General features: G+C 67.8%; 25 protein-coding genes. 14 read left to right on the top strand and 11 right to left on the bottom strand.

Annotated features, from left to right (window positions below):
• Nucleotides 1–13 precede the first annotated feature (13 nt).
• The 7 genes from E0H45_RS02245 to E0H45_RS02215 form a co-directional block, all read right to left on the bottom strand.
• Complete coding sequence (locus tag E0H45_RS02245) at nucleotides 14–1,402, bottom strand: MFS transporter (RefSeq protein WP_131334590.1); 1,389 nt, start codon at nucleotides 1,400–1,402, stop codon at nucleotides 14–16.
• A gap of 34 nt (nucleotides 1,403–1,436) precedes the next feature.
• Complete coding sequence (locus E0H45_RS02240; RefSeq protein WP_131334589.1) at nucleotides 1,437–3,488, bottom strand: ABC1 kinase family protein; 2,052 nt, start codon at nucleotides 3,486–3,488, stop codon at nucleotides 1,437–1,439.
• A 420-nt stretch (nucleotides 3,489–3,908) separates the two neighbouring features.
• A complete protein-coding gene (locus tag E0H45_RS02235; RefSeq protein ID WP_131285662.1) occupies nucleotides 3,909–4,661 on the bottom strand; it encodes a succinate dehydrogenase/fumarate reductase iron-sulfur subunit in 753 nt (250 codons plus the stop codon).
• Nucleotides 4,658–6,538, bottom strand: coding sequence for a fumarate reductase/succinate dehydrogenase flavoprotein subunit (locus E0H45_RS02230; RefSeq protein ID WP_131334588.1), 1,881 nt, complete (start codon nucleotides 6,536–6,538; stop codon nucleotides 4,658–4,660). Before E0H45_RS02230 ends, E0H45_RS02235 begins: the two co-directional genes overlap by 4 nt.
• 7 nt (nucleotides 6,539–6,545) lie before the next feature.
• Nucleotides 6,546–7,346, bottom strand: a complete 801-nt coding sequence (locus tag E0H45_RS02225; RefSeq protein ID WP_131334587.1) for a hypothetical protein — start codon at nucleotides 7,344–7,346, stop codon at nucleotides 6,546–6,548.
• A 79-nt stretch (nucleotides 7,347–7,425) separates the two neighbouring features.
• On the bottom strand, nucleotides 7,426–7,743 hold the full coding sequence (locus tag E0H45_RS02220) for a hypothetical protein (protein WP_131334586.1): 318 nt from the start codon (nucleotides 7,741–7,743) through the stop codon (nucleotides 7,426–7,428).
• 102 nt (nucleotides 7,744–7,845) lie between these two features.
• The gene (locus tag E0H45_RS02215) at nucleotides 7,846–8,478 is read right to left on the bottom strand and encodes a hypothetical protein (protein WP_131334585.1); all 633 of its coding nucleotides are present in this window, start codon (nucleotides 8,476–8,478) and stop codon (nucleotides 7,846–7,848) included.
• Between the two features lie 9 nt (nucleotides 8,479–8,487).
• On the opposite strand from E0H45_RS02215, the gene E0H45_RS02210 reads away from it, so the two are divergent.
• The 10 genes from E0H45_RS02210 to E0H45_RS02165 all read left to right on the top strand — a co-directional run bounded on the left by E0H45_RS02210 (nucleotide 8,488) and on the right by E0H45_RS02165 (nucleotide 19,052).
• On the top strand, nucleotides 8,488–8,895 hold the full coding sequence (locus tag E0H45_RS02210; protein WP_131334584.1) for a (deoxy)nucleoside triphosphate pyrophosphohydrolase: 408 nt from the start codon (nucleotides 8,488–8,490) through the stop codon (nucleotides 8,893–8,895).
• Nucleotides 8,896–9,041: 146 nt separating this feature from the next.
• On the top strand, nucleotides 9,042–10,088 hold the full coding sequence (locus E0H45_RS02205; protein ID WP_131334583.1) for an ABC transporter permease: 1,047 nt from the start codon (nucleotides 9,042–9,044) through the stop codon (nucleotides 10,086–10,088).
• Between the two features lie 3 nt (nucleotides 10,089–10,091).
• Nucleotides 10,092–11,096 carry an ABC transporter permease gene (locus E0H45_RS02200; RefSeq protein ID WP_131334582.1) on the top strand — a complete coding sequence of 335 codons (1,005 nt, stop codon included), beginning with the start codon at nucleotides 10,092–10,094 and terminating at the stop codon, nucleotides 11,094–11,096.
• Nucleotides 11,097–11,111: 15 nt separating this feature from the next.
• Nucleotides 11,112–12,182: an ABC transporter ATP-binding protein gene (locus E0H45_RS02195; RefSeq protein WP_131334581.1), complete on the top strand. Its 1,071-nt coding sequence runs from the start codon at nucleotides 11,112–11,114 to the stop codon at nucleotides 12,180–12,182.
• Nucleotides 12,183–12,198: 16 nt separating this feature from the next.
• Nucleotides 12,199–13,239: an ABC transporter ATP-binding protein gene (locus E0H45_RS02190; protein WP_131334580.1), complete on the top strand. Its 1,041-nt coding sequence runs from the start codon at nucleotides 12,199–12,201 to the stop codon at nucleotides 13,237–13,239.
• A gap of 188 nt (nucleotides 13,240–13,427) precedes the next feature.
• On the top strand, nucleotides 13,428–15,128 hold the full coding sequence (locus tag E0H45_RS02185) for an ABC transporter substrate-binding protein (RefSeq protein WP_131334579.1): 1,701 nt from the start codon (nucleotides 13,428–13,430) through the stop codon (nucleotides 15,126–15,128).
• A 157-nt stretch (nucleotides 15,129–15,285) separates the two neighbouring features.
• A complete protein-coding gene (locus E0H45_RS02180; protein WP_131334578.1) occupies nucleotides 15,286–15,597 on the top strand; it encodes a LuxR C-terminal-related transcriptional regulator in 312 nt (103 codons plus the stop codon).
• 68 nt (nucleotides 15,598–15,665) lie between these two features.
• The gene (mshB, locus tag E0H45_RS02175) at nucleotides 15,666–16,577 is read left to right on the top strand and encodes an N-acetyl-1-D-myo-inositol-2-amino-2-deoxy-alpha-D-glucopyranoside deacetylase (protein ID WP_131334577.1); all 912 of its coding nucleotides are present in this window, start codon (nucleotides 15,666–15,668) and stop codon (nucleotides 16,575–16,577) included.
• A gap of 61 nt (nucleotides 16,578–16,638) precedes the next feature.
• Nucleotides 16,639–17,157 (top strand): flavin reductase family protein, encoded by a 519-nt coding sequence (locus E0H45_RS02170; protein ID WP_131334576.1) that lies wholly within the window; start codon nucleotides 16,639–16,641, stop codon nucleotides 17,155–17,157.
• Nucleotides 17,158–17,270: 113 nt separating this feature from the next.
• The gene (locus E0H45_RS02165; protein ID WP_131334575.1) at nucleotides 17,271–19,052 is read left to right on the top strand and encodes a VanW family protein; all 1,782 of its coding nucleotides are present in this window, start codon (nucleotides 17,271–17,273) and stop codon (nucleotides 19,050–19,052) included.
• Nucleotides 19,053–19,056: 4 nt separating this feature from the next.
• Here E0H45_RS02165 and E0H45_RS02160 read toward each other — a convergent pair whose 3' ends face one another.
• Nucleotides 19,057–19,494: a type II toxin-antitoxin system PemK/MazF family toxin gene (locus tag E0H45_RS02160; protein WP_131334574.1), complete on the bottom strand. Its 438-nt coding sequence runs from the start codon at nucleotides 19,492–19,494 to the stop codon at nucleotides 19,057–19,059.
• Nucleotides 19,495–19,548: 54 nt separating this feature from the next.
• On the opposite strand from E0H45_RS02160, the gene E0H45_RS02155 reads away from it, so the two are divergent.
• Nucleotides 19,549–20,925, top strand: a complete 1,377-nt coding sequence (locus E0H45_RS02155) for an MFS transporter (protein ID WP_238154755.1) — start codon at nucleotides 19,549–19,551, stop codon at nucleotides 20,923–20,925.
• On the opposite strand, the gene E0H45_RS02150 is transcribed toward E0H45_RS02155, so the two are convergent.
• On the bottom strand, nucleotides 20,907–21,833 hold the full coding sequence (locus E0H45_RS02150; RefSeq protein ID WP_238154754.1) for a GNAT family N-acetyltransferase: 927 nt from the start codon (nucleotides 21,831–21,833) through the stop codon (nucleotides 20,907–20,909). The genes E0H45_RS02155 and E0H45_RS02150 overlap by 19 nt on opposite strands.
• 117 nt (nucleotides 21,834–21,950) lie before the next feature.
• On the opposite strand from E0H45_RS02150, the gene fdxA reads away from it, so the two are divergent.
• Nucleotides 21,951–22,277: a ferredoxin gene (gene fdxA, locus E0H45_RS02145; protein ID WP_012923087.1), complete on the top strand. Its 327-nt coding sequence runs from the start codon at nucleotides 21,951–21,953 to the stop codon at nucleotides 22,275–22,277.
• Nucleotides 22,278–22,340: 63 nt separating this feature from the next.
• On the opposite strand, the gene E0H45_RS02140 is transcribed toward fdxA, so the two are convergent.
• Nucleotides 22,341–23,318, bottom strand: coding sequence for a VldE C-terminal domain-containing protein (locus E0H45_RS02140; protein ID WP_131334573.1), 978 nt, complete (start codon nucleotides 23,316–23,318; stop codon nucleotides 22,341–22,343).
• A 100-nt stretch (nucleotides 23,319–23,418) separates the two neighbouring features.
• On the bottom strand, nucleotides 23,419–24,357 hold the full coding sequence (gene dapD / locus E0H45_RS02135; protein WP_131334572.1) for a 2,3,4,5-tetrahydropyridine-2,6-dicarboxylate N-succinyltransferase: 939 nt from the start codon (nucleotides 24,355–24,357) through the stop codon (nucleotides 23,419–23,421).
• A 78-nt stretch (nucleotides 24,358–24,435) separates the two neighbouring features.
• Here dapD and E0H45_RS02130 point away from each other — a divergent pair, with 78 nt between their 5' ends.
• Together E0H45_RS02130 and E0H45_RS02125 are read left to right on the top strand one after the other, a co-directional pair.
• The gene (locus E0H45_RS02130) at nucleotides 24,436–25,260 is read left to right on the top strand and encodes a phosphotransferase (protein ID WP_238154753.1); all 825 of its coding nucleotides are present in this window, start codon (nucleotides 24,436–24,438) and stop codon (nucleotides 25,258–25,260) included.
• Nucleotides 25,257–26,150, top strand: coding sequence for a Rossmann-fold NAD(P)-binding domain-containing protein (locus E0H45_RS02125; protein ID WP_131334570.1), 894 nt, complete (start codon nucleotides 25,257–25,259; stop codon nucleotides 26,148–26,150). The genes E0H45_RS02130 and E0H45_RS02125 overlap by 4 nt, the downstream gene beginning before the upstream one ends.
• The last annotated feature ends 86 nt before the right edge of the window (nucleotides 26,151–26,236 follow it).

Genomic DNA, 26,236 nt, shown 5'->3' with positions numbered 1-26,236 from the left:
TATCGGACAGGGGTTACTGGGAGCGACGGGCGCGCGGTGCGGCGAGGAATCCGAGAAGGGCCAGTACCGATCCCGTGGTGACGATCGCGCCGAACACCCACGGCTGCGGGTCGTCGGCGTTGAACGCCAGCAGGGTGCCGCTGATCGCCAGCGCTGTGGCGATGCTCATCGTCGCGGCCATCTGACCGGCGCTGGTGTTGCGGCCGGAGTTGCTCTGATCCGAGAGGTCGAGCGTGAGTACCGACAGGCTCGAGGAGCTGAGCCCCATGCCGACGCCCGCGAACCCCCAGCCGATCAGGCCGATCCAGGTGGTCGCGTCGGTCCAGGCGAGCAGCGAGGTCACAGCCAGTCCGAGCGTCATGAACGCCAGCCCGGTCCGCAGTACGACGACCCGCTCGATCCCGTGCTCACGACCTTGCAACCACGATCCGAACGCCCAGCAGACGCCGGTGATCGACAGCGTCACGCCGGCCCGCGACGGGCTGAAGTCGTGCTGCAGCGTGAGCAGTAGCGGGAGGTACGCGCCGACTCCGGCGAACGCAGCCCCGCCGAGTCCGCGGACGGCGACCACTGCGGGGAAGCCGCGTCGTGCGGTGAACGTGCCGGCCGGCATAACGCGTACGGCGGCTCGTCCTAGCACTGCTAGCGCCACGACAACCGCCGTACCGCCGAGGATCGGGTGCGCTTCCAGATGGTCGCCGGCCAGCGTCATCGAGAACAGGGCGACGGATGCGGCGAGGGCCCAGGGGAGTGCGGCTCGCCACGCCGCGAGCTCGGCCGCGTCCTCGGCGGTGCGCTCCGGCGCGGGGGCGTCGGCCGATTGACGCATCGCCGGGCGGAGTAGCAGCCAACTCGGGACCAGCAGGATGAGCGCGCCCAGGAAGACCCAGCGCCAGCCGAACTGCTCCGTCACCACACCGGTCAGGACCGGTCCGAGGACCGACGGCAGGATCCACATCGCGGCGAACAACGAGAACATCCGCGGCCGCAGTACGGCGGGCAGTGCGCGGGCGACGAGCACCATCAACGACACATCGAGCAATCCCTCGGCCAGGCCGCTGAGCAGGCGTCCCGCGATCACCATCGGCATCGCGGTCGCCGTACCGACCAGGAGTTGCGCGAGGGTGAACGAGATCGCGCCCGCGCGCAGCGTCGGGATCGGGCCGCGGCGGTCCGACCAGAGGCCGGCGATCGCGAGCGAGATCAGGTAGCTCGCGTTCGGCGCCGCGTTCGCGAGACCGAAACTGCCGAGCGCGTCGAACTCGCGGACCATCGTGGGCAGCGCCGTACCGACCGCGCGGTTCTCGAACGCGCCGAGCGTGACGAGGCCAATCACCCCGAGCACCAGTGGCAGGTGCTGTCCGGTGAACAGCTTGGGGCGAGCCTCAGCGGTCGTCGTCATGCCGCCTATGGTTGAAGTTCAAGTTAGGTTGAAGTCAAGTCGCTCGGTTGCCGGGTAACCGGAAGATCAGAACCAGGACGCGGAGCACGAGCACCGCGCAGATCACCAGCAGGTTGTAGCCGAACAGCTGGAAGAGCGTCATCGAGTCGGTGACCTTCGGGCCGCCCGGCGTACCGAGCAGCAGGACAGCCATGATGCCCGCGGTCGCGCCTAGCACTGCTAGCAGCGCCTGGTGGAGCAGGCCGGTGAAGTGCCGGCGGTCGCGTTCGTCGGCGAACAGGCGGACGTTCACCCCGAGCCGGCCGCTCTCCGCCGCGGCCGCGATCCGGTCGATCCGGCGCGGCAGCCGACGCAACATCGGGAGCAGCGTGGCGAGTTCTTCGGTCGCCGTACGGCGGAGCGCATCAGGCGCGAGGCGGTCGGTGACGTGCGCGGAGGCGAACTGGCGAGATGCCGCGACCAGGTCGAACGTGGGGGAGATCCGGGAGATCGTCCCTTCGACCGTGGCGAGCGCGCGGAACACGGCGGCGACCTCGGGCGGTACGCCGAGCTCGTGCGACGTGATGATCTTGAACAGGTCGTTGAACATCGCGGGGCCGAGCGTCACACCGGCCGCGAGGTGTTTGGTCATGAACTGGCCGACGGAGCGCTCCAGCGCGCGTTCGTCGATCACGTCCGGGCGGTAGACGATCTCGAGCAGGGCGTCGGTGGCCGACACCGGGTCGCCGTGGTCGATGGCGAGCAGGAAGCGTTGCAGGGCCTCGCGGGTCGCGGGGTCGAGGCGGCCGACCGAGCCGAGGTCGAGCATGCCGATCCGGCCGTCGGTCAGCAGCAGGAAGTTGCCCGGGTGCGGGTCGGCGTGGAAGATCCCGTCGATCGCCACCTGGCCGAGCAGGCATTCGAACAGCGCCCGTCCGAGGCGGACCGGGTCGAGGCCGCGGTCGGCGATCGCCTGGCCGGCGTTGCCGAGACCGATGCCGTCGAGCCGTTGCATGGTGAGGACGCGGCGGGTGGAGCGCTCCGGGTACAGCCGCGGTACGACGAGGTCATTGCTGGCGGCAACGGATTGGCCGGCGGCGACTGTGGTCATATTGCCGGCCTCGACGGTGAAGTCGAGCTCCTCGCGCATCGCGTCCGCGAACCCGTCGGCGAGCGCCCGCACCCCCATCGAGCGGCCCCAGTCCGTGTTCCGGTGCAGCAGCCTGGCGAGCCGCCGGACGATGTCGAGATCGCGGTCGACGAGCCCGGCGATACCGGGACGCTGCACCTTCACCACCACGTCGATGCCGCCGGTGCGCGGCTGGTGGACCGAGTCCCCGGACGCCGGGTCTGCGGTCGGCAAGCCAGCGGGTGCGGCGTCTGACTCGTGGAGGCGAGCGGTGTACACCTGGGCGACCGAGGCTGCGGCCAGCGGTTCGGTGTCGAAGGCGGCGTACACCTGGGACGGTGGGGCGCCGAGTTCCTCGGTGAGGATCTCCTCGATCTGCAACCAGGGCGCCGGGGTGACCTGGTCCTGGAGGCGGCTGAGCTCGGTGGCGACCGACTGGGGGATGATGTCGCTGCGGGTGGACAGCACCTGGCCGAGCTTCACGAACGTGACACCGGCTTCGTCCAGCGCGAGCCGCAGCGACCTGGCCAACTCGGCCTGGCCCGCGGCGTTCTCCCGGCCGGGACGACGGCGGCCACGCAGGTACGGACCGAGGCCGTGCTTGATCGCGATCCGCAGAATCTGCAGGTACCGCCGGGTCCGCGCGATCCGCCCGCCCAGATCCCGCCGCAGATCACGGGCCCGCGGCAACGACCCGGTCGGCACCATGGCCTCGGCCAGGACAAGGAAGACCAAACCGGCGAGCATCGAACACACTGCCGTCAACGCGAGGAACGCGACCGCGGCGGTGTTCGAACCCTCGAAGGGCAGCTTGCCGACCAGCGCGTTGGCGATCGGACTGAACACCGACAGCGTCAGCGCCGCCCCCAATGCCAGCCGCAGCACCCCGAACCGCACCCCGAGCAGCCGCTGCGAAACCGGCACAAAGATCACCATGAACACAAACAGACTGAACAACCCCGCCGCCACAATGCCCATGCCCGGAACCCTAGGCGCTAACCGCCCCGCCGCGACTCACCCACGCGAGTGACCACCCCCGGACCCAACCGCCCCCCCCCCACGAGTGACCCCCACTCGCCCCCGCGCACCACCCCACTCGCCCCGCGCACCACACCACGCGCACCCGCGCACCGCACCACGCGCACCCGCGCACCACCCGCACCCGCGCACCACCCCCACCCGCACCCGCGCACCACCCCACCCGCATTTCATGGGTAGACCCAGGAGGTGGTGGGTTCCCCACCCTGATTCAGGGTCACAAACCCACCATTTCGCTGGTCAACCAGCCAAATTGGCTGGTCAGCCAGGCAAATTGGCTGGTGGGCCAGGCAAATGGTGAGCCCCTGGCCGGGTGGGGCCAGGGGCTCGGGTACTGCGTTTGCGCTTGTTGTACTGCGGTCAGGCGGGGCGGCGGCGGATCTTGTTGCCCAGCCAGACCAGGGGGTCGTACTTGCGGTCGACGACGCGTTCCTTCATCGGGATCAGGGCGTTGTCGGTGATCTTGATGTGCTCGGGGCACACCTCGGTGCAGCACTTGGTGATGTTGCAGAAGCCCAGGCCGTGCTGCTCCTGCGCGGCGTGCTGCCGGTCGGCGGCGTCGAGCGGGTGCATGTCCAGCTCGGCGACGCGCATCAGGAACCGCGGACCGGAGAACGACTCCTTGTTCTCCTCGTGGTCACGGATCACGTGGCAGGTGTCCTGGCACAGGAAGCACTCGATGCACTTGCGGAACTCCTGCGAGCGCTCGACGTCGACCTGCTGCATCCGGTACTCGCCCGGCTTCAGGTCCGCCGGCGGCTTGAAGGCCGGCACCTCGCGCGCCTTCTGGTAGTTGAACGAGACGTCCGTGACCAGGTCGCGGATCACCGGGAACGTGCGCATCGGCGTGACCGTGACGACCTCGTCCTCGGCGAACGTGTTCATCCGGCACATGCACATCAGCTTCGGCATGCCGTTGATCTCGGCGCTGCAGGACCCGCACTTGCCGGCCTTGCAGTTCCACCGGACCGCCATGTCGGGGGTCTGGGTGGCCTGCAGCCGGTGGATGACGTCGAGGACGACCTCGCCCTCGTTCACCTCGACCTCGTAGTCCTTGAGCTCACCGCCCTCGGAGTCACCCCGCCAGACGCGGAATTTGCCCTTGTAACTCATTTGGCCGGCAGCTCCTCATCCGTCAGGTACTTCTTCAGCTCGTCGAGCTCGAACAGCTCCAGCAGGTCCTCGCGCATCGAGATCTGCTGTTTCTCGGTGACGTTGACGACGCCGTCGGCGTCGAGCCCGCACACCAGCAGCTTCTTGCGCCACTCGGGGTTCATCCCGGGGAAGTCGTCGCGCGTGTGCCCACCGCGCGACTCCTGCCGCATCAGCGCCGCCCCTGCCACACACTCCGACACGGTCAGCATGTTGCGCAGGTCGAGCGCGAGGTGCCAGCCCGGGTTGAACTGCCGGTGACCCTCCACCGTCATCTTCGCGATCCGGCTGCGGAACTCGGACAGGCGACCGAGCGCCTGCTCCATCTCCTCTTCCTTGCGGATGATGCCGACCAGGTCGTTCATCGACTGCTGCAGTTCCTGGTGGATCGTGTACGGGTTCTCGCCGCCCTCGAGCTCGAACGGCGCCAGCGCGTCCGCGGCCGCCGCGTCGACGTCGGCCTCGTCGATCTTCGGTCGTGCCGCTCCGAGACCGTCGACGTACATCGCGGCTCCCATACCGGCCCGCCGTCCGAAGACGAGCAGGTCGGACAGCGAGTTGCCGCCGAGCCGGTTCGAGCCGTGCATGCCGCCGGCCACTTCACCCGCGGCGAACAGGCCCGGTACGACGGACGACGCGGTGTCCGGGTCGACCTCGACGCCACCCATCACGTAATGGCAGGTCGGACCGACCTCCATCGGCTCCGCGGTGATGTCGACGTCCGCCAGTTCCTTGAACTGGTGGTGCATCGACGGCAGCCGCCGGGTGATCTCCTCGGCCGGGAGCCGCGAGGACACGTCCAGGAACACGCCGCCGTGCGGCGTACCGCGGCCGGCCTTCACCTCGGAGTTGATCGCGCGGGCGACCTCGTCCCGCGGCAGCAGCTCCGGTGGGCGCCGGTTGTTGTCCGGGTCCTTGTACCAGCGGTCCGCCTCGTCCTCGGACTCGGCGTACTGCGCCCGGAACACGTCCGGCACGTACTCGAACATGAACCGCTTGCCTTCGGAGTTCTTCAGTACGCCGCCGTCGCCGCGGACCGATTCCGTGACCAGGATCCCCTTCACCGACGGCGGCCAGACCATGCCGGTCGGGTGGAACTGGATGAACTCCATGTTGATCAGCGTCGCGCCGGCCCGCATCGCCAGCGCGTGCCCGTCACCGGTGTACTCCCAGGAGTTCGAGGTGACCTTGAAGGACTTGCCGACGCCACCGGTCGCCAGTACGACGGCCGGCGCATCGAAGAGGATGAACCGGCCGGACTCACGCCAGTACCCGAAGGCGCCGGAGATCGCGTCGCCGTCCTTCATCAGCTCGGTGATCGTGCACTCGGCGTACACCTTGAGGTTGGCCTCGTAGTCGCCGGTGGCCTCGAAGTCCTCCTGCTGCAGCGAGACGATCTTCTGCTGCAGGGTGCGGATCAGCTCGAGGCCGGTGCGGTCACCGACGTGTGCGAGCCGCGGGTAGGTGTGACCGCCGAAGTTGCGCTGGCTGATCCGGCCGTCGGGCGTGCGGTCGAAGAGCGCGCCGTACGTCTCCAGCTCCCACACCCGGTCGGGGGCCTCCTGCGCGTGCAGTTCGGCCATCCGCCAGTTGTTCAGGAACTTCCCGCCGCGCATCGTGTCGCGGTAGTGGACCTGCCAGTTGTCGTTGGAGTTCGCGTTACCCATCGCGGCCGCGCAGCCGCCCTCGGCCATCACGGTGTGCGCCTTGCCGAACAAGGACTTGCAGATGATCGCGGTCTTCTTGCCCTGCTCGCGGGCCTCGATCGCCGCGCGCAGGCCGGCGCCGCCGGCCCCGATCACGACGACGTCGTACGAGTGTCGTTCCAGCTCAGTCATGAAATCCTCAATTGATGATGCGCAGGTCGGAGAACCACCCGGCGGAGACCGCCATGATGTAGAAGTCGGTCAGGATCACGGTGAACAGCGACGTCATCGCGAAGGTGCCGTGCTTCGGGTTCAGCTTGGACACGAAGGTCCAGTACCGGTAGCGCACCGGGTGCTTGGAGAAGTTCTTCAGCCGGCCGCCGACGATGTGCCGGCAGGCGTGGCAGGACAGGGTGTACAGCCACAGCATGACCAGGTTCAGCCAGATGATCACCGTGCCGAGGCCGATGCCGAATCCGCCGCCGTCGCCGTGGAAGGCCTGCAGGCCGTCGTAGATGTTCAGCACACCGAAGATCAGCGCACCGTAGAAGAAGTAGCGGTGCAGGTTCAGCGCGATCAGCGGGAACTTGGTCTCACCGGTGTAGTTCTTGTGCGGCTCCGGCACCGCGCAGGCGGCCGGCGCGAAGAACAGCGACCGGTACCCCGCCTTGCGGTAGTAGTAGCAGGTGCCGCGGAAGCCGGCCAGGATCACGAACGTGATCAGGCTGAACGGCACGAACCGCGGGAAGTCGCCGAACCAGGTCCCGAGATGGCTGGAACCCTCGACACAGCTGCTGGTCACGCAGGGCGAGTACAGCGGCGTGAGGTAGTGGTACGCGTCGACCCAGTACCACTTGTTCATGAAGATCCGGATCGTCGCGTAGACGATGAAGAAGCCCAGGATCACGCCGATGCGCAACGGCGCGAGCCACCATCGATCCGATCTTGCCGTCTTGAGGCCTATTTGAGCGCGGCCCGGCGCATCAACTCCCGTCGCCATCAGAGTCGTCCTCGCTTCGCTGCGGGCGACTCTGATGCCGATGTCGCGCTGTGTTCAATTGTTCTCTCGCTGCGCTCGTTCACGGGGCGTGCCTGTCAGGCGCGCCGAAGCCTTCGTGTTCCGCGTCGGTCCACATGGACGCGTCATACTCCACGTCGGGAATCTCCTCGAGTTCCTCCGGAACGGGTCCGGGCCTGTGCCTGGGGTCGGGCGGGCCGAGCTCTGCGAGATCGTCGCTCAGCCGGGCCACATCGGACACCAGGCGGCGGATGCCGAGGGTGTCACCGTACTCCTGGCTGAGTTTGCCCACCGCCGCATGCAGCCCTTCGAGCGCGCGGACGACTGCGGCGATATTGCGCTGGCCGCTGTTTGCCCCCGTGTTCAACTCAGCACTCATGCCCACTCCAGTGATGGTTATGTAGCTGTCAGTATGGGCACACTTTGCCCCTGCCGAGCGCCCAACGGAAGACCCCTCGGTACGGCGTGTTTCCAGTTAGGCTTACCTCAGTTGCGAGGGCGCCGACGGGTGGAGTAATGGGGCGAATCCGGCCTGTAGGACAACGAGATTCGCCGGCGGCGTGAGTACTTCGACCTCGTGCAGACCAGGTGGCCGGAGCCGTTCGCCGTACCCCTCCCACGACCACGGCAGCACCTGTTGGTCGAGCACCAGCGCGGGTCTGCCGTCGAACCGCACCATGGCGCCGTCCGGTAGTCCGGAGAAGTCCTGGACGCTCGTTCGCTGCCGCCTGGTGCGCGATTCGACCCGCTCATGGTGCAGTACGGCGTCCATCTCGGCGGCCCGCGGTCGTTCGGGCAGGCCGCGGCCGCTCGCCCACGCACCGGCGTACAGCAGGAAATCCCTGCGCCGGCAGTAATGACAGGGCCGATGGCCGGCGGCGAGCGCGACCGCTTCGTCGAAGAAGAACAGGGCGGTCCAGCGGCCGGGCGGCATCGGATCGCGGCGGATCCCTTTCCAGTCGAGCACACAGCAGATCCACGCCTTCGACCGCCAGCGCGTCGTGCCGAGGCGGCGGTCGGCGCCGTGCAGGCTGCCGCGATTGCCCATCAGCAGTCCGCGGCCGGAGTCGGCGACGATCTCCTGGGTGGGCAGAACCCTGTTCTGCAACGGCATACCGGCATCATGCCGGACGCGAAGGACAGTTTCTGGCAGAGTCACGACGTGCAGATCGTCGTGGGTGTTGCAGTGGTGCGGGGCGGCCTGGTGCTGGCGGCGTACCGGCCGGGGCCGGACGGTGGCTGGGAGTTCCCGGGCGGCAAGGTCGAGCCGGGGGAGACCGACGAGCAGGCCGCGGTCCGGGAGCTCCGCGAGGAGCTGGACCTGGAGATCAAGGTCGGCGAGTCGCTGGGGCCCGGCGTGGACATCTCGGATACGTACCGGCTGCACGTCTACCGGGCGGTGATCGTCGCCGGCGATCCGGTACTGCGGGAGCACTCGGAGCTGCGGTGGTTCGCGCCGGCGGATCTCGACGAGGGCAACTGGCTGGTACCCGATCGGCCGTTCGTCCGGACGCTCCGAACCCGGCAGTAGTGGCGGAAGTCACACCGGTCACGATTCGGTGACTAGCGTCGGCTTCCCATGGCGTCCACACTGCGAGATACGTAGGGTTCCCGGCAACCCGGCGAGCTCGGGTCAAAGGTGCGGGGTGCATCACCATGAAGGACGGGTGACGGGCGATGACGCTGGGGGTATCGGAGACGCAGTCTCCCGATGAAGGGCTGCCGACAGATGCTCTGGTCGAGACTGCCGAAGCGAAGGAGATCGAGGGCCGCTCGCCGGGGGAGATCGCGTGGGCACGGCTGCGGAAGGACAAGGTCGCGATCATCAGCGCGATCGTGATCCTGCTGATCATCGCGGTGGCGCTGTTCGCACCGCTGATCGTGAAGCTGAACGGGTTCCCGCCCGATCAGTTCAACAAGGTCGACGCGAACGGGAACCCGTTGCTGAACACGCGTGACGGCGGCATCCCGATCGGCGGGCTGTGGGGGAGCGGCACGAGCTCCGAGCACTGGCTCGGAATCGAGCCGCAGAACGGCCGTGACATCTTCTCGCGGCTGGTCTACGGCACCCGGGTCTCGCTGCTCGTGGCACTCGGCGGCACTGTCATCGCGGTCGTGCTCGGCACCGTGATCGGGATGGTGTCCGGGTACTTCGGCGGCTGGGTCGACACGCTGCTCAGTCGGCTCATGGACATCATGCTGAGCTTCCCGTCGCTGCTGTTCGTGATGGCGCTGACACCGGTGGTCGCCTCGCGTGCCCAGGATCTGTTCGGCATGCCCGACAACAACACGCTGCGAATGGGCGTGCTGATGTTCGTCCTCGGCTTCTTCGGCTGGGCGTACCTGGCGCGCATCGTCCGTGGTCAAACGCTGTCGCTGCGTGAGCGGGAGTTCGTCGAGGCAGCCAGGTCACTCGGCGCCGGGCCCAACTACGTGCTCTTCCGGCAGATCCTGCCGAACATGCTGCCGACGCTGCTGGTGTACACGACCCTGCTGCTACCGACCAACATCACCGCGGAGGCGGCGCTGTCCTTCCTGGGCGTCGGCATCAAGGAGCCGACCTCGTCGTGGGGCCGGATGATCTCCGACGCGTCAGCCTGGATCGAGAGCAACCCGTTGTACTTGTTCTTCCCGGGGATGGCGCTGTTCATCACTGTGCTGGCGTTCAACCTGCTCGGCGACTCGGTCCGGGACGCCCTTGATCCGCGCGCCGGAAGGAGCTGACCGGTGGGCCGCTATCTCATCCGCCGCCTGATCCAGGCGGTGTTCGTGCTCGTGGTGATCAGCGCGATCACGTTCTTCCTGTTCTGGGCCACGCCGGCGAACCCCGCGCTGCTCATCTGCGGCAAGAACTGCAACGCGGAGACGGTCGCACAGGTCAATGCGACGTACGGTTTCGACAAGCCGCTGGTCGTGCAGTACGGCCAGTACATGCAGGGCCTGGTGAGCCCGGGCGGACGAACGATCGGCTCCGAGGGCAACGAACGGAACTGCCCGTGGCCGTGCTTCGGTGAGTCGTACCAGAACGGCATCCCGGTCTGGAACTCGATCAAGGACGCGTTCCCGGCGACGCTGTGGCTGGCCCTCGGGGCCGCGGTCCTCTGGCTGGTGGCCGGCGTGATGCTCGGCCTGATCGCCGCGCTCCGCAAGGGCAAGTTCATCGACAAGCTGAGCGTCGGCCTGGCTCTGTTCGGGGTGTCCTTCCCGACGATCGTGTTCGGCTACCTGCTGCTGTACCTGTTCATCGTGAAACTCAACTGGATCCCGTTCCCCGACACGGCGAACGCCGCCTTGTTCTCGGTGGGCCCAGTGAAATGGCTGCAGTTCTACATCCTGCCCTGGATCACGCTCGCGCTGGTGTTCGCGGCGCTCTACACCCGGATCACCAGGGCCAACATGATCGACACCATGAACGAGGACTACATCCGGACGGCCCGGGCGAAGGGCCTGGACGAGCGGACCGTGGTCTTCAAGCACGGGCTGCGGTCCGCGCTGACCCCGATCGTGACCATCTTCGGCCTGGACGTCGGCGGCCTGCTCGGCGGCGCGGTGATCACCGAACAGATCTTCAGCATCACCGGCCTCGGCAAGTTCTCCATCGACTCCGTGCTCAGCAACGACCTGCCCGCGATCATGGGCGTCGTGCTGTTCGCGGCGATCTTCGTGGTGCTCGCGAACATCGTCGTCGACGTCCTGTACGCCGTCATCGACCCGCGCGTGCGGCTGGCTTGATCAGGTGAGGGTGAGATGACCGAATCCGTGACCAGTGCGCCGCCGGCGGACACACGCGCCGGAAAGCCGTTCCTGGAGGTCAAGGACCTGCAGGTGCACTTCCCGACCGACGACGGGATGGTGCGGGCCGTCAACGGCCTGAACTTCACCCTCGAGCGGGGCAAGACGCTCGGCATCGTCGGCGAGTCCGGCTCCGGCAAGAGCGTGTCCAGCCTGGCGATCATGGGCCTGCACAAGGGCAGCAAGGCGAAGGTGACCGGCGAGATCTGGCTGGACGGCGCCGAACTGGTGGGCATGTCGGTGCCCGAGATGCGGGCGCTGCGCGGCCAGCAGGTCGCGATGATCTTCCAGGACCCGCTGTCGGCGATGCACCCGTTCTTCCGGGTCGGTGACCAGCTCACCGAGGCCTTCCTGGTGCACAACGACGCACCGAAGGCGGTGGCCAAGAAGCGCGCGATCGAGCTGCTCGACCGGGTCGGCATCCCGTCGCCCGACAAGCGGTTCTTCGACTACCCGCACCAGTTCTCCGGCGGTATGCGGCAGCGCGCGATGATCGCGATGGCGCTGATGTGCGACCCCTCGCTGCTGATCGCCGACGAGCCGACCACCGCGCTCGACGTCACCGTCCAGGCCCAGATCCTGGACCTGATGAAGGATCTGCAGAAGGAGTTCAACTCCGCGATCATCCTGATCACCCACGACCTCGGTGTGGTCGCCAAGATGACCGAGAACGTCGTGGTGATGTACGGCGGCCGTGTGGTCGAGTCGGGCAACGTCCGGGACATCTTCTACCGGCCCGAGATGCCGTACACCTGGGGTCTGCTCGGCTCGATCCCGCGGGTGAACCGCTCGGGCGACGGGCGGCTCAAGTCGATCCGGGGTACGCCGCCATCGCTGATCAACCTGCCCAAAGGATGCCCGTTCCAGCCGCGTTGCGACTACCAGGAACACGTCGAAGGGGCGAACTGCTCCACCGAGCTGCCGGAACTGCTGCAGATCGGCCAGGAACAGCATCGGGTGCGGTGCCACATCAAGTCCGAGGAACGCAGGCAGCTGTTCACCGAGCAGATCAAGCCGAGCCTCTGATGGCGGGGGAGCGCTGGTGAGTACTACGACATCTGCCGAGCAGACCGGCAAGGAGGTTGCGGGCGGCGAACTGCTGCTCGAGACCCGGGGGCTGCAACGGTATTTCCCGGTGACCCAGGGGATCATCTTCCAGAAGCAGACCGGTGCGGTGAAGGCGGTCGACGGCGTCGACCTCAGCCTCCACGCCGGCGAGACGCTCGGCGTGGTCGGTGAGTCCGGCTGCGGGAAGACCACTACGGGCCGGCTGGTGACCCGGCTGGACGAGCCGACCGCAGGCTCGATCTCGTTCCTGGGTTCGGACATCAGCCATCTGAGCCGGGCCAAGATGCGCCCGTTCCGGCGGGAGATCCAGATGATCTTCCAGGACCCGTTCTCGTCGCTGAACCCGCGGCAGACCGTCGGCACCATCATCGGGGCGCCGTACGACATCCAGAAGGTGAAGACCGAGACCGGGACGAAGAAGGCGGTCCAGACCCTGATGGAACGGGTCGGGCTGAACCCCGAGCACTACAACCGCTACCCGCACGAGTTCTCCGGCGGCCAGCGACAGCGGATCGGAGTCGCCCGGGCGCTTGCGCTGCGGCCGAAGCTGATCGTCTGCGACGAGCCGGTGTCGGCGCTCGACGTGTCGATCCAGGCACAGATCGTGAACCTGCTCGAGGACCTGCAGGAGGAGTTCGGGCTCGCCTACCTGTTCATCGCGCACGACCTGTCGGTGATCCGGCACATCTCCGACCGGGTCGCGGTGATGTACCTCGGCAAGGTGGTCGAGACCGCGGACCGCGACGAGCTCTACAACCACGCCCGGCACCCGTACACGCACGCGCTGCTGTCCGCGGTGCCGGAGGCCGACCCGGACGCCGAGGACGCGCGCGAGCGGATCCGGCTGACGGGCGACGTACCGAGCCCACTGAACCCGCCCTCGGGGTGCCGCTTCCGGACCAGGTGCTGGAAGGCACAGGAGATCTGCGCTGCGGAGGAGCCGCCGCTGATGCAGATCGGAGCCCCGGGCCATCAATCGGCCTGCCACTTCCCTGAGGAACGGGACGTGGTCTGACGACTACACAGAGCGTTGGTCTGGTGTACCGACGGCATTGAAGGGATCACGATCCGGTCAAGCGGCCACATCCGCATTGCGCAGTTTGTGAACACGTGAGTTGATGACCGCCAAATGACGTAGATCACTTTCTTCAATGCCGCCGTGACCCGGCGACAAGTGTCAACACAAGGAAGGAAACACTGGCCATGGATCACCTCAAACGAACCGGAGTGGCGATCGCCGTTGGGTTCGGACTGAGCCTGACCGCGGTTGCCTGCGGCGGGGGAAACAGCGATACGCCGAGCGGGCAGGCTTCGGCCGGTGCCAAGGGGGGCACCGTCACCGTCTACTCCGTCACCGACGTCGAGCACCTCGACCCGGCGCGGAACTTCGTCACGGACTCCGGCATGATCGGCAAGCTGATCACCCGGACCCTGACGGACTACCGGTACGACGCCAAGGCGAAGAAACTCATCCTCGAGAAGGACCTCGCCGAGAGCTACGAGGCCAGTCCGGACTTCAAGACCTGGACCTTCAAGCTGAAGGACGGGCTGAAGTACGAGGACGGTACGCCGATCGTCGCCGCCGACATCAAATACAACGCCGAGCGGTCGTTCGCACCGGACATGGCCGAGGGTGCGCCGTACGCGCACGAGTACCTCGACTGCAAGGGTTACAAGGGTCCGTACGTCGCGGACAACAACGGCGGCAAGGGCTGCACCGCGATCGAGGTCCCGGACGAGAAGACGATCGTCTTCAAGCTGAACCGCCCGGTCGCCTCGTTCGACGGTACGGCGAGCATGAAGGTCTTCTCGCCGGTCCCGAAGGCCAAGGACACCAAGACGCAGTACGACAACCACCCGGTCGCCAGCGGCCCGTACAAGATCGAGTCGTACACGCGGAAGAAGCAACTGGTGCTGGTCCGCAACACCAACTGGGACCAGAAGACCGACCCGCTGCGCGACGCCCGGCCGGACAAGTTCATCTTCAAGTTCGGTGACGCCGAGGCGACTGTCGACCAGCGGCTGATCGCGAACGGCACGGCGGACCAGAGCTCGCTCAGCTTCACGGGCGTGCAGCCGGAGAACATCGCCAAGACGAACCAGGCGAGCGTCAAGGACCGCGTCGTCGAGGGCACCGACATCTGCCGCCGGTACATCGCGTTCAACCAGCAGAAGAACCCGTTGCTGAAGAACCAGAAGATGCGCGAGGCGCTCTACTACGGCCTGGACCGGACCAGCTACCGCGACGGCCGTGGTGGCGAGCGGCTCGCCAAGGTGGTCGACTCGATCATTCCGCAGGACATGGAGGGCTACAAGCCGGAGGAGAACTTCAAGGCTCCGGATGAGGGTGACCCGGCGAAGGCCAAGCAGCTGCTGACCGAGGCCGGCTACAAGGGCGAGAAGCTCGTCCTTGGTACGGCGGACTCCGGTCTGGCCGTGAAGGCTGCCGAGGCCGCTCAGGCGTCCTGGAAGGCCATCGGCGTCAACGTGGAGATCCAGAAGATCCCGGGTGACAACTACTACTCGACGCAGCAGCAGGACACCTCGGCGACCGACCTGATCACCGCCGGCTGGTGCTACGACTGGGCGAGCCTGACGACGATCGTGCCGTCCGTCTTCGGGCCGGACACGACCGCGCCGGGTAAGGCCGCGCAGAACAACTACGCGCGCAGTCAGGCCGGCTGGGACAAGATGGCCGAGCTGACCAAGGAGACCGACAAGACGAAGATCGAGTCCGGTCTGTCCGACCTGTACGTCGAGATCATGAAGACGGCTCCGCTGGTGCCGACCGTTCAGGACCTCAACGTGTACGTCGTGGGCTCGAACCTCGACAACGTGGTGACCGACCCGAACACGGGTGGTTTCCCTGACCTGACCCAGATCGGTGTGAAGAAAGTGAGCTGATCGCAGCACACTTCTGAGGAGGGCGGTGCCTGACGGCGCCGCCCTTCTCGCTGTTCACGCACCGCAACTGTATGGGTGGTTTGTATGGGTTGTACCTGGCAAGTGGTCTGACCCGGGGACGAGAATCCTTTCCTGAACTCTTGGGGAGGAGTGACGCATGTCGGTGTACCCGGCAATATCTGTGGTGCGGCTCGAGGCCATTCAGGAGCAACATGGCGCACCGGAGATCGTCTGTGAGGTCTACGAGCTCGGATCGCACCGACGGACTCCCGCCGCGGTCGGGGAGCTGACCAGCCGCCAGGTGACGATCGGCCGGATGATGTCGACCGGTGCGAAGGACGCCGCGATCGCGCGCGACCTCGGATTGTCGCTGCGGACCGTGCGCTCCGAGATCAGCGCGCTGATCGCCGGTCTCGGCGCCAAGTCGCGGTTCCAGGCCGGCTGCCTGCTGGTCCGCCGCTTCGGCTGACCCGCTGCCGGGAGACTGCCGGGAGAACTGCCGGGAGAACTGTCCGGGGGCCGACGTAGGCTTTCGGCATGGTTGAGCTTGCTGAGCGCCGGCTGCTGCTGGTGCACGCCCACCCGGACGACGAAACCATCAACAACGGTGTGACGATGGCGCGGTACGTCGCCGAGGGCGCCCACGTCACCCTGATCACCTGCACGCTCGGCGAGGAGGGTGAGGTCCTCGTCCCCGAGCTGTCCCATCTGGCCGCCGACCAGGACGACGGCCTCGGCGAGCACCGGATCGGTGAGCTCGCGAACGCGATGGCCGAGCTCGGTGTCACCGACCACCGGTTCCTCGGCGGCCCGGGCAAGTACCGCGACACCGGGATGATCTACAACGACGAGGGCAACGCGGATGTCCCGCCGCAGACCCGGAAGGACAGCTTCTGGCAGGCCGACCTGGTCGCCGCGGCGAACGACCTGGTCCCGGTGATCCGTGAGCTCCGCCCGCAGGTCCTGGTGACCTACGACGAGTGGGGCAACTACGGCCACCCCGATCACATCAAGGCACACCGCGTCGCGACGTACGCCGCCGATCTGGCCGCCGCCCGGTCGTACCGGGAGGACCTCGGCGCGGCCTGGGACATCCCGAAGATCTACTGGACCGCGATGGCCGAGTCCCGGATGCGTGAGCAGCTCCGGGCGCTGCGTGACTCCGGTGACACCACCACCTTCGAGGGGATGGACCCGGACGGCCCGATGCCGCCGATGATCACGCCGGACCGGCTGATCGACTGCGTGATCGAGGGCGAGGAGTTCATCGACCGGAAGATGAACGCGATGAAGGCGCACGCCACCCAGATCACCGTCGACGGACCGTTCTTCGCGCTGTCCAACAACAACGGCAACCAGATCTGGGCCTCCGAGCCGTACCGCCTGGTCAAGGGCACCCCGGCGCCCGGCCCCGACGGCCTGGAGCACGACCTGTTCGCCGGTCTGTGAGGTGACCGTTCCCACACGCTCGGTTGAGGCATCAACCTGTCAGCGGGCATAACCTGCTGAGGTGTCCTCAACCGAGTCGAGTGGGAGCGTCCCGCCTGCGGAGTTCCGCGCTGCGCTCGGCCAGTTCGCGTCGGGGATCACGATCATGAGCACGCTGCAGGACGGCGTCGCGCACGCGATGACCGCCAACGCGTTCACCTCGGTCTCGCTCGATCCGCCGCTGGTGCTGGTCTGCGTCGACAAGGGCGTCCGGATGCACTCCGCCGTACTGGACTGCGGCTACTGGGCCGTGTCGGTGCTCTCCGGGGCGCAGCGGGAGATCGCGGACCGGTTCGCGCGGTCCGGGCGGGACCTGTACAGCCAGTTCGACGGCATCGGTACGGCGGCCGGCCCGAAAACCGGGTGCCCGACCGTCGACGGCGCCCTGTCGTGGCTCGAATGCCGGACCTGGGCGACGTACGACGGGGGAGATCACACGATCGTGGTGGGCGAGGTGCTCAGCCTCGGGACGGGCGATCCGGGCGACCCGAGCGCGCTGATCTACCATTCCAGTCACTACCGGGAACTGCCCGGAAACTGATCGTTACTGCCGGGGCAGCGCGGGGCAGCCCCGACGGTCGATGAGGCCTGTCCTGTCCCGTAGGATGTGCGCTTGTGCCCTGACCAAGCGCTCGAGCGGGAGGACTCTGTCCGGTGGGGAGAAAGCAGCTCGCGGGGATCATCGCCGCCGCGGGGCTCGGTGTATTCGTCGTGGGGTACGGCGCGGCGTTCGCGTTCGCCGGAGCCAAGATCCCGACGGACACGACCGTGCTCGGTATCCCGATCGGCGGCCTGTCCGAGGACGACGCGAAGGCCAAGCTGACCGCGGGTCTCGAGGACCGGGTGAGTGCGCCGATCGCGCTGAAGGCCGGCGACGCCAAGTTCCAGGTGCTGCCGGCCGACGCCGGCCTCTCGGTGGACGTGGACAAGACCGTCGCCGCCGCGGGCGCGGGCCGCAGCCTGGCCCCCGGCCGGATCTGGCACGCGCTGACCGGCGGGGACGTGGTCGAGCCGGTCGTGACCAAGGACGACGCGAAGCTGAAGGCCGCCGTCGACAAGCTGGCCGGCCAGGTGAACCGCAAGGCCACCGAGGGCACGATCACGTTCAAGGGCACGCAGCCGGTGAAGCACGATCCGGCCGACGGCCTGCAGCTGGACACCGCGAAGGCGGTCGACGCGGTGTTCGCGGCGTACCCGTCCGACGGGACCCCGAAGGAACTGCCGGCCGGCGTGACCAAGCCGCAGGCCGCCACCGAGGCGATCGACAAGGCGCTGAAGGAGTTCGCCGAGCCCGCGATGTCGGGTCCGATCCGGTTGACCGTCGGGTCGAAGTCGGTCGAGCTGGAGCCGGCCGAGATCGCACCGGCGCTGGCGGTCAGCGTGCAGGAGGGCAAGGTCATCCCGGCGCTCAGCACCAAGGCGCTGGAGCCGCTGTTCGTGCAGCGGTTCAAGGCGCTGGAGACGCTGCCGAAGGACGCGACGGTGCAGATCGTCGGCGCCGGGCCGAAGGTGGTTCCAGCGGTCAACGGCATGGTCGTCGACCGGGCGAAGGTCGGTGCGGCGATCCTGGCGATCCTGCCGAAGCCGACCGGTGAGCGGCGGGCCGCCGTACCGCTGACGGCGACGCCGGCGAAGTTCACCACCGCGCAGGCGACCGCGCTCGGGATCACGCAGAACATCGGCGACTTCAAGACCGAGTTCCCGCACGCGCCGTACCGCAACACCAACATCGGTACGGCGGCGGCGAAGATCAACGGCACGCTGCTGAAGCCGAACGAAGAGTTCAGCCTGAACAAGGTCGTCGGTGAGCGGACCAAGGAGAACGGGTTCGCCGAGGGGTACATCATCAGCGGCGGCAAGTTCGAGAAGGACTTCGGCGGCGGTGTCTCGCAGTCGGCGACCACCACCTTCAACGCGGCGTTCTTCGCCGGGCTGAAGATCGTCGAGCACAAGGCGCACAGCGTCTACATCAGCCGCTACCCGGTCGGCCGGGAGGCGACGGTTGCCTGGGGTTCGGTGGACCTGAAGTTCCTGAACGACTCCGGGCACGGCCTGCTGGTGCAGACGATCTTCAAGCCGTCGACGCCGGGCAGCAAGGGCAGCATCCGGGTGATCATCTGGGGCACGAAGTTCGTCGACATCACCGCCGGACAGTCGGAGAAGACGAACTTCCGCCAGCCGGGCCTCGTCTACAACACGGCCGCGAAGTGTGAGCCGCAGGCGCCGACCCCGGGCTTCGACATCACCATCTACCGGTACTTCGCGAAGAACGGCGTACGGCAGAAGACCGAGTCGTTCACCACGAAGTACAACGCGGCCGCCGACATCCGCTGCGGGCCGAAGCCAGGCACCACGGTCACGCCGCCGCCGGGCGGGATCACGACCCCACCCGGCCGGAAGCCGGGTGTCACCACGACCACCCGCCCGCCTAGCTGATCCTTCAGCCGCGGTTGAGGTTGTGCAGGCCGGCGGCGACCTGGTTGAAGACGCCTTCTTCGATCACGGCGCCTTCGCGGCGGACCTGTTGCGGGTCGATGCGGAGCACACGGTCCAGGCGGACTTCGCTGGGCCGGTGCTCCTTGTCCCAGGAGCCGCTGCCGATGTCCAGCCAGACCCGGCCCCAGCGCGCCTCGTCGGCGGCGTCGCGGTCATGGTCCTTGCTGGTGAGGATCAACGCGAGCAGGAACGGCTCGTCCCAGCCGACGACCAGCACGGGGCGGTCCTTGCCGCGGCTGAAGTCCTCCTCGAACGGCACCCAGGTCCAGACGATCTCGCCGGGATCCGCGACCCCGTCGTCCGGGTGCGGCGTGTACTCCACCCGCACCGTCCCCTCGAAGTCCCCCGCGTACTCCGGCCGCTCGACCACGTGATCCGCCATGCCACGGGAGCCTAACGCCCTCACATCTCGGCTACCTCACACCGTTCCAGTGACGTGCTCACTCCGCAGACAAGAACGGTCCGTCGGGACGCGATCCTGGCCGTCCTGCTCACCGGTCAGCTCATGGCCAATATCGATACCGCGGTCGCCAACATCGCCGGGCCGTCCATCGGCGCCGACCTGCACGCCTCCGAGGGCGCCGTCGGCCTGGTCGTGTCCGGGTACGTCGTCGCGTTCGCCGTACTGCTGATCACCGGCGCCCGGCTCGGCTCGTCGCTCGGGTACCGGCGGACGTTCCTGCTCGGCCTGACCGTCTTCACTGCGGCGTCCCTCGCCTGTGGCCTCGCCCCCGGACTCGCCACCTTGGTCGTGGCCCGCTTCGTCCAGGGTGCCGGCGCCGCGCTGATGGTCCCGCAGGTACTGAGCGGCATCCAGCTGCACTTCCAAGGTCGCGACCGACTCAAGGCGCTCGGCTACTTCTCGATCGCGCTGTCCGGCGGCGCGGTGGCGGGCCAACTGCTCGGCGGCGTCCTCATTGCGGCGGATCTCTTCGGCACCGGCTGGCGCCCGATCTTCCTCGTCAACGTGCCGATAGGCATCGTCCTCGCCGTGGCCGGCCGTCGCCTGCTTCCCGCTGACCCGCCCGGACGTCGCGACCGCCTTGACCTTGGCGGCGTACTCGCCTTGTCCACAACGGTTCTGCTCGTCATCGTCCCGCTCCTGCTCGGCTCCGAACGCGGCTGGCCCACCTGGTCCTGGCTGTGCCTCCTACTGAGCGTCCCGGCGCTGGCCCTCTTCGAGTACGGCGAACGTCGCGCAGCAGGCCGTGGTGGTCGCCCACTGATCGCCCGTCAGGTCCTCGGCAACCCGTCCGTCCGCGCCGGTCTCCTCGCCCACGGCTGTACGTCGGGCACGTACTTCGCCCTGCTCTTCGTGCTCGCCCTCTACCTCCAGGGCGGTCTGCACAAGGGACCGGCGTACTCCGGCTTCGCGATGGTCGTTTGGGTCGCCACGTTCGGTCTGGCCGGTCCGATCCTGCCCCGACTGCGACGGGGACTGCGGTGGATGCCTGTCATCGGCTGCCTGGTCCTGGCGGTCGGCTACGTGTCTGTGCTGGCGTACCTGCTGCTGGGCGGCAGCGCTGGGCCGCTTCTGTTCGCGTTGCTCGGTATCGGCGGGCTGGGGCTCGGGATCACCTCCAACACCCTCATCGGCGCCGTCACGTCCAGCATGTCGTCGCAGTACGTCGCTGACCTGTCGGGAGTGGTCGCCACGAACGCACAACTGTCTGGAGCACTAGGTGTCGCGATAGCCGGTTCTACCTACGCTGCGCTGGCTGACGACCCCAGTCGTGCGCTGGGGGTTGTACTGGCCGGATTCATCGTGCTGACGCTCATCGGTGCGGGTGCGGCTCACCGACTGGTCAGGTAGCGGTACCGATAGGCCTCGCGGTAGCCAAGACGGGTGTACGTCGCCATCGCGGCGGTGTTCTCGAGGAGCACCTCCAGATACGTACGGCGGCCACCCAGGGAACCCGACCACCGGGCCAGGCCCTGCAGAACGGCGGTGCCCAAGCCGCGGCGGCGGTACGCGGAGTTCACGCGGATCGCGTCGACGCCCAGCCAGTGACCGGTCATCGAGCCACGTCCGACGGCCACGATCCGACCGTCCAGGGTGATCGAGGCGAACATGGCCTTCGGTGCACCCTCCAGCACCTTCGACGCCGGCGCGGGCACCGGCCCCTCGAAGGCAGCGGCGTACCAGGCGTCACCAGGATGCTCGTCGAGCTGTACGTCGTACTCCGGTGCAGCGTTCACGTGGTCGAGCGTGGTGTGCATGACGAGTACGTCGGACTGCCCGGGTCGCGCGTCGACCCACCCGCACGCGCGGAGTGCCTCGTCCTCGGGGCTTCCGATCCGGATCAGCGCCAGCGGCGGCAGGTCGCGCTCGTCGTAGAACGTCTCGGCGTGCTTGAGCGCGTCGGCCACGGGCATCCCGGGGCTGCCCGCCGGGAGGAGCGAGTTGCCGCGGCCCGTCCAGCCGGAGGATGCCCGGAGCAACCAGTGGCCGACGTGTGCCGTCTCGACGGCTGGGCGGCCCAGTGCGGTGGTGAGGAAGAGCTGGTCGACGTCCACCGGGCGGAGCGGCATCTCGGGGATGGTCTTGGCCGCGGTCACGTCGGAGGCCGGGATCTCGTGTAATGCGCCGTCGGCGTGGCGGACAGTGACGAGTTCGGGGGTCCAGGCCTGCAGAACGCCGATGACGTCGGTCAGACCGCCCGGTATCCGGTGACGGACGACGACACGGTGGCCGATATCACGGACTCGCAGGCCTGACACGATCCGGACTCCTGGCACAGTGGGCGACGTACTACCGTGATACTAGAGACACCGTGCACCACCGCATCGCAGCACCCCAGTCCCGGTCTGCGCTTGCCTGCCATAGGAGGAGTAGCAGTGACCTACGTCATCGCGCAGCCGTGTGTTGACCTGAAGGACCTCGCCTGTGTCGAGGAGTGCCCCGTCGACTGCATCTACGAGGGCAACCGGATGCTGTACATCCACCCCGACGAGTGCGTCGACTGCGGAGCCTGCGAGCCGGTCTGCCCGGTAGAGGCGATCTATTACGAGGACGACACCCCGGAGCAGTGGAAGGACTACTACACCGCGAACGTCGACTTCTTCAACGACCTCGGTTCCCCGGGCGGTGCGTCCAAGCTCGGCAAGATCGACAAGGACCACCCGTTCATCGCGGCCCTGCCGCCGCAGGAACACGACGAGTAAGCACTTCATCACACAACGTCCGAAGATTCGTGGCCTGGAGCGCACGTTTCTTCGGACGTTGTGTTATTGGTCGAGGACGTCCACGTGGACGTGGTCGAGGTGGCGGAGGATCTTCGGGTCGCCGGAGCGTTCGGGTGGGGTGTAGTCCCGCCAGCCGGAGTCCGACCGGCCGCCGGCGGTCCAGATCTTGTCGCTGAAGATGACCGTCTTGATCTTCAGCAGGTCCGCCCGGGCGACCAGGTACTGCGCCATCGCCCAGCCCTTCGTGGTGTTGGCCGTCGAGATCGGCCGGACGAACACGTCGACCGCCCGCCCGTCGTAGTGCGCCGATCCCTCCATGTGCCCGGAGTTCACCCCGCCCACGGCGTACCCGCCGGTCGACAGCGTCCCGAACGTCCGGATGAGGTCCTTCCGTACGGCGTCCGCGCGCGGTGTGAGCCCGTTGCTGCCCATCGCCTCCTGCTGCACCGCGTCGGTGTTCACGGTGCAACTGAAGACGCTCTTCGACTGCCCGGTCAGCGCCGACGCCAGGACGCGGGCGTCCGCCTCGTGGTCGGCGTACGCGTTCGGGAACGCACTGCGCTGCACCCGGTCGGCCGCGACCGTGATCGCGAGCTTCTGGTAGTTCTTGATCTTCACGAGCGCGTCGTAGAACTTCCCGGCCGCGTAGTGCGGGTCCCGCACCTGAGCCGCCGTACCCCAGCCCTGTGACGGCCGTTGCTGGAACAGCCCGAGCGAGTCCCGGTCACCGTGCGCCAGGTTGCGCAGTCCGGATTCCTGGTACGCCGTGGCGAGCGCGATCGTCGCCGCGCGGGCCGGGAGACCCCGCCGTACGGCGACGCCCGCGATGATCGCCGCGGACTCGGCCTGCTCGAAGTCGACCACGACCATCTGCCCGCCGACCGTCGCCGTGCACTCCTCGGTCGGCGGCAGGAGGTTCCCGACGTGCTTCCCGCCGAGCCAGGCGATGCCGACCCCGACCGTCAGGGCGAGCACGCCAATGCCACCCACGGCCACCAGGGCACCACGCTTCACCGGCATACCGCTCCGAACGTCTGGGGGCGGGGGACTAGTTCCGCGTTCACGATCTGGTTGACGTGTGCAGCCTCACGACGGTTCGCAAATTCATACTTTCGGACGGTCAGGCGTTGGCGTGCAGGGCCTCGTTGAGGGTGATGCCTTCGCCCTTGCGTGGGCGGGCCTCGACGGCGCCGGTGACCGAGTTGCGGATGAAGAGCAGTCCGGGCTGTCCGGACAGGTCGCGGGCCTTGACCACGCTGCCGTCCGGGAGGGTGACCTTGGTGCCGGCGGTCACGTACAGCCCCGCCTCGACCACGCAGTCGTCGCCGAGCGAGATGCCGGTACCGCCGTTCGCGCCGAGCAGGCAGCGCTTGCCGATCGAGACGACCTGCTTGCCGCCGCCGGACAGCGTGCCCATGATCGACGCGCCCGCGCCGATGTCGCTGCCGTCGTCGACCACGACACCGGCGACGATCCGTCCCTCGACCATCGACGTACCGAGCGTGCCGGCGTTGAAGTTCACGAACCCCTCGTGCATGACCGTCGTACCTTCCGCGAGGTGCGCGCCCAGGCGGACCCGGTCCGCGTCGCCGATCCGGACCCCGGACGGTACGACGTAGTCCGTCATCCGCGGGAACTTGTCCACGCTCGTGACGCTCAGGTGCTGACCCGCCGCGCGGGCCCGCAGCCGCACGTTCTCGATCTCCTCGACCGGGACCGGGCCGTGCGACGTCCACGCGTTGTTCGGGAGGGCGGCGAAGATGCCGTCCAGGTTCACGCCGTGCGGGCGGACCAGACGGTGGCTCAGGAGGTGCAGCCGGAGGTACGCATCCGCCGTACCGCTCGGGGCCGCGTCCAGCGCGATCTCGGTCGCCACGACCTCACGCCGTACCTGCCGGAGCTCGTCGTTACCCTCGGCCGCGACCAGCTCCGCTGGGGCCTTCGCGTCCTCGGGCTGCGTTCCGAGCTCGGGCGCCGGGTACCAGACGTCCAGGACGTCCCCAGCGGTCGTAACGGTGGCGAGGCCGAAGCCCCAGGCGTGCGTGGCGTTCTCCGTCATACCCACACCCTAATTCGGCGGCGCCCGGCGGTCGGACCATGGTCTACTTTTCGGATGCTTCCTGCTTGGCTCGATGACGTGTCCGATCCGGTTCTGGAAGCCACCAAGGCGCCCGCCGTCGCGGAGCTGCACGGGGAGTTGCTCCGGCAGTGGGGATCCTCCGAGGTGTGGCGGCTGTCGTTCGGGCTGAACAGCGTGATCGTCAAGCGGGGCACCGACGGGCAGGCCGACGAGGCAGCGGCGTACGAGCGGTTCGTCGTACCGCTGGAGCTGCCGGCGCCTGCACTGATTCACCGGTATCGGTCCGGCGGGGCAGGCGTGGTGGTGTTGGAGGATGTCGGGCGGGTGACGCTGGAGCAGGAGCCGACCGCCGAAGGGTTCGCGGCGACCGCGGAGCTGCTCGCGAGGATCCGGAAACGCCCGGTGGACGGGCCGAGCGAGTTCCCGCCGGAGCGGGTCAAGGAGCTGGCGGACCGGATCGGACGGATCGGGTTCGATCTCGGTCCGCTCACCGAGGCGCTTTCCGGACTGCACCGGGACGCGCCGACGGCCGTGGTGCACGGCGACTACGTGCCGAAGAACCTGGTCACCGACGGAACGCGGTGGACCGCGATCGACTGGCCCGGGGCCTATGGGGCGCCGCATCTGAGCGATCTCTACACCCTGGTTCGCGACGCCGTTGCCCTCGGCCACGACCGGGCGCCGATCGTTGCCCACTACCTCGATGCGGCCGGCGGGAATCCTGCGGTGGTCGAGCGGCAGATGCTCGTCGGTGGTGGCTGCTTCTACCTGGTGGCGCTGAGATTCATCGTCGAGGAAGGTCTGCGGACGATCCCCGAGTCCGCGGGCTGGATCGACGGGCTGCTGAGCGAACTCGAGGACGTCGTCGGGGCGCTGGCATGAGGCTGCTCGTGCTCGGGGGCACCAAGAATCTCGGGCGGCACGTCGTCGAGGCTGCTTTGTTGGACGGTCACGAGGTGACGCTGTTCAACCGCGGGCAGACGAACCCCGGGCTCTTCCCGTCCGTACGCCGGATCGTCGGCGACCGCGCCGCGCCGGAGGCCCTCGCTGACGGCGAATGGGACGGCGTGATCGACATGTCCGGCCTCCTGGTCCGGGACGTCTCGCTCAGCGCGTCCGTACTCCGCGACCGCTGCGGCCAGTACACGTACATGTCTTCGATCGCCGTGTACGCGAGCAAGACCACGCCCGGTATGACGGAGTCCGCGCCGCTGCTGCCGTGGCCGGCCGACGCCCCCGAGGACCACTTCACGATGGACCTCTACGGCCCGTCGAAGGTCCGCAACGAATCGTTGCTCACCGCCACCTTCGGCGACCGCACCGCCGCCGTACGCTCCGGCTTCGTCGTCGGCCCCTACAACCCCGACTTCGGCAACTGGGGCTGGGCGCTGGCCCACAACCTCCCGCTGGAATGCGCCGCCCGCCCCGACCAGCCCATCCAGTACATCGACGCCCGCGACCTGGCCGCCTTCCTCCTCCACCTCACCACCAACCGCATCCCCGGCCCGTTCAACGCAGTAAGCCCCACCCACACGATGACCGAGTTGGCCGAGGCCTGGCGCTCCGCCGTACCCGATCCGCAGCCCGTCAACTGGTCCCCGACCGAAGACCGCTTCCACCTCCCCCACGACGGCACCAACGACGGCACCTTCCAACTCAACAACACCAACGCCCTACACGCCGGCCTCCACCTCCGCCCGCACGAGCAGATCGCCCGCGACTACGTGACCTGGATCCAGGCCGGAAACACCTCACCCGATCCACCCCACTGATCGCTGGTACGGACGATCTCCGGAACATTTCTGCCGCCAGGTGCAGATTTCTTTCCGGAAAGCGGGCCATCCAGTCCACGATGGAA

Origin of the sequence: Kribbella soli (assembly GCF_004331345.1) — a bacterium.
In the GTDB taxonomy this organism is placed as follows: domain Bacteria; phylum Actinomycetota; class Actinomycetes; order Propionibacteriales; family Kribbellaceae; genus Kribbella; species Kribbella soli.
The sequence above is the reverse complement of the archived record's forward strand: the minus strand, read 5'-3'. Positions and strand labels throughout refer to the sequence as shown.

Bases quoted from the DNA above. Each gene is read 5' to 3' on its own strand.
- E0H45_RS02195 (WP_131334581.1), top strand. From the start codon at position 11,112: ATGACCGAATCCGTGACCAGTGCGCCGCCGGCGGACACACGCGCCGGA.
- E0H45_RS02230 (WP_131334588.1), bottom strand. From the start codon at position 6,538: ATGACTGAGCTGGAACGACACTCGTACGACGTCGTCGTGATCGGGGCC.
- E0H45_RS02225 (WP_131334587.1), bottom strand. From the start codon at position 7,346: ATGGCGACGGGAGTTGATGCGCCGGGCCGCGCTCAAATAGGCCTCAAG.
- E0H45_RS02215 (WP_131334585.1), bottom strand. From the start codon at position 8,478: ATGCCGTTGCAGAACAGGGTTCTGCCCACCCAGGAGATCGTCGCCGAC.
- E0H45_RS02140 (WP_131334573.1), bottom strand. From the start codon at position 23,318: ATGCCGGTGAAGCGTGGTGCCCTGGTGGCCGTGGGTGGCATTGGCGTG.
- E0H45_RS02235 (WP_131285662.1), bottom strand. From the start codon at position 4,661: ATGAGTTACAAGGGCAAATTCCGCGTCTGGCGGGGTGACTCCGAGGGC.
- E0H45_RS02220 (WP_131334586.1), bottom strand. From the start codon at position 7,743: ATGAGTGCTGAGTTGAACACGGGGGCAAACAGCGGCCAGCGCAATATC.
- E0H45_RS02160 (WP_131334574.1), bottom strand. From the start codon at position 19,494: ATGGCGGATCACGTGGTCGAGCGGCCGGAGTACGCGGGGGACTTCGAG.
- E0H45_RS02125 (WP_131334570.1), top strand. From the start codon at position 25,257: ATGAGGCTGCTCGTGCTCGGGGGCACCAAGAATCTCGGGCGGCACGTC.
- mshB (WP_131334577.1), top strand. From the start codon at position 15,666: ATGGTTGAGCTTGCTGAGCGCCGGCTGCTGCTGGTGCACGCCCACCCG.
- E0H45_RS02180 (WP_131334578.1), top strand. From the start codon at position 15,286: ATGTCGGTGTACCCGGCAATATCTGTGGTGCGGCTCGAGGCCATTCAG.
- E0H45_RS02185 (WP_131334579.1), top strand. From the start codon at position 13,428: ATGGATCACCTCAAACGAACCGGAGTGGCGATCGCCGTTGGGTTCGGA.
- dapD (WP_131334572.1), bottom strand. From the start codon at position 24,357: ATGACGGAGAACGCCACGCACGCCTGGGGCTTCGGCCTCGCCACCGTT.
- E0H45_RS02205 (WP_131334583.1), top strand. From the start codon at position 9,042: ATGACGCTGGGGGTATCGGAGACGCAGTCTCCCGATGAAGGGCTGCCG.
- E0H45_RS02240 (WP_131334589.1), bottom strand. From the start codon at position 3,488: ATGGGCATTGTGGCGGCGGGGTTGTTCAGTCTGTTTGTGTTCATGGTG.
- E0H45_RS02245 (WP_131334590.1), bottom strand. From the start codon at position 1,402: ATGACGACGACCGCTGAGGCTCGCCCCAAGCTGTTCACCGGACAGCAC.
- E0H45_RS02210 (WP_131334584.1), top strand. From the start codon at position 8,488: ATGCCGGACGCGAAGGACAGTTTCTGGCAGAGTCACGACGTGCAGATC.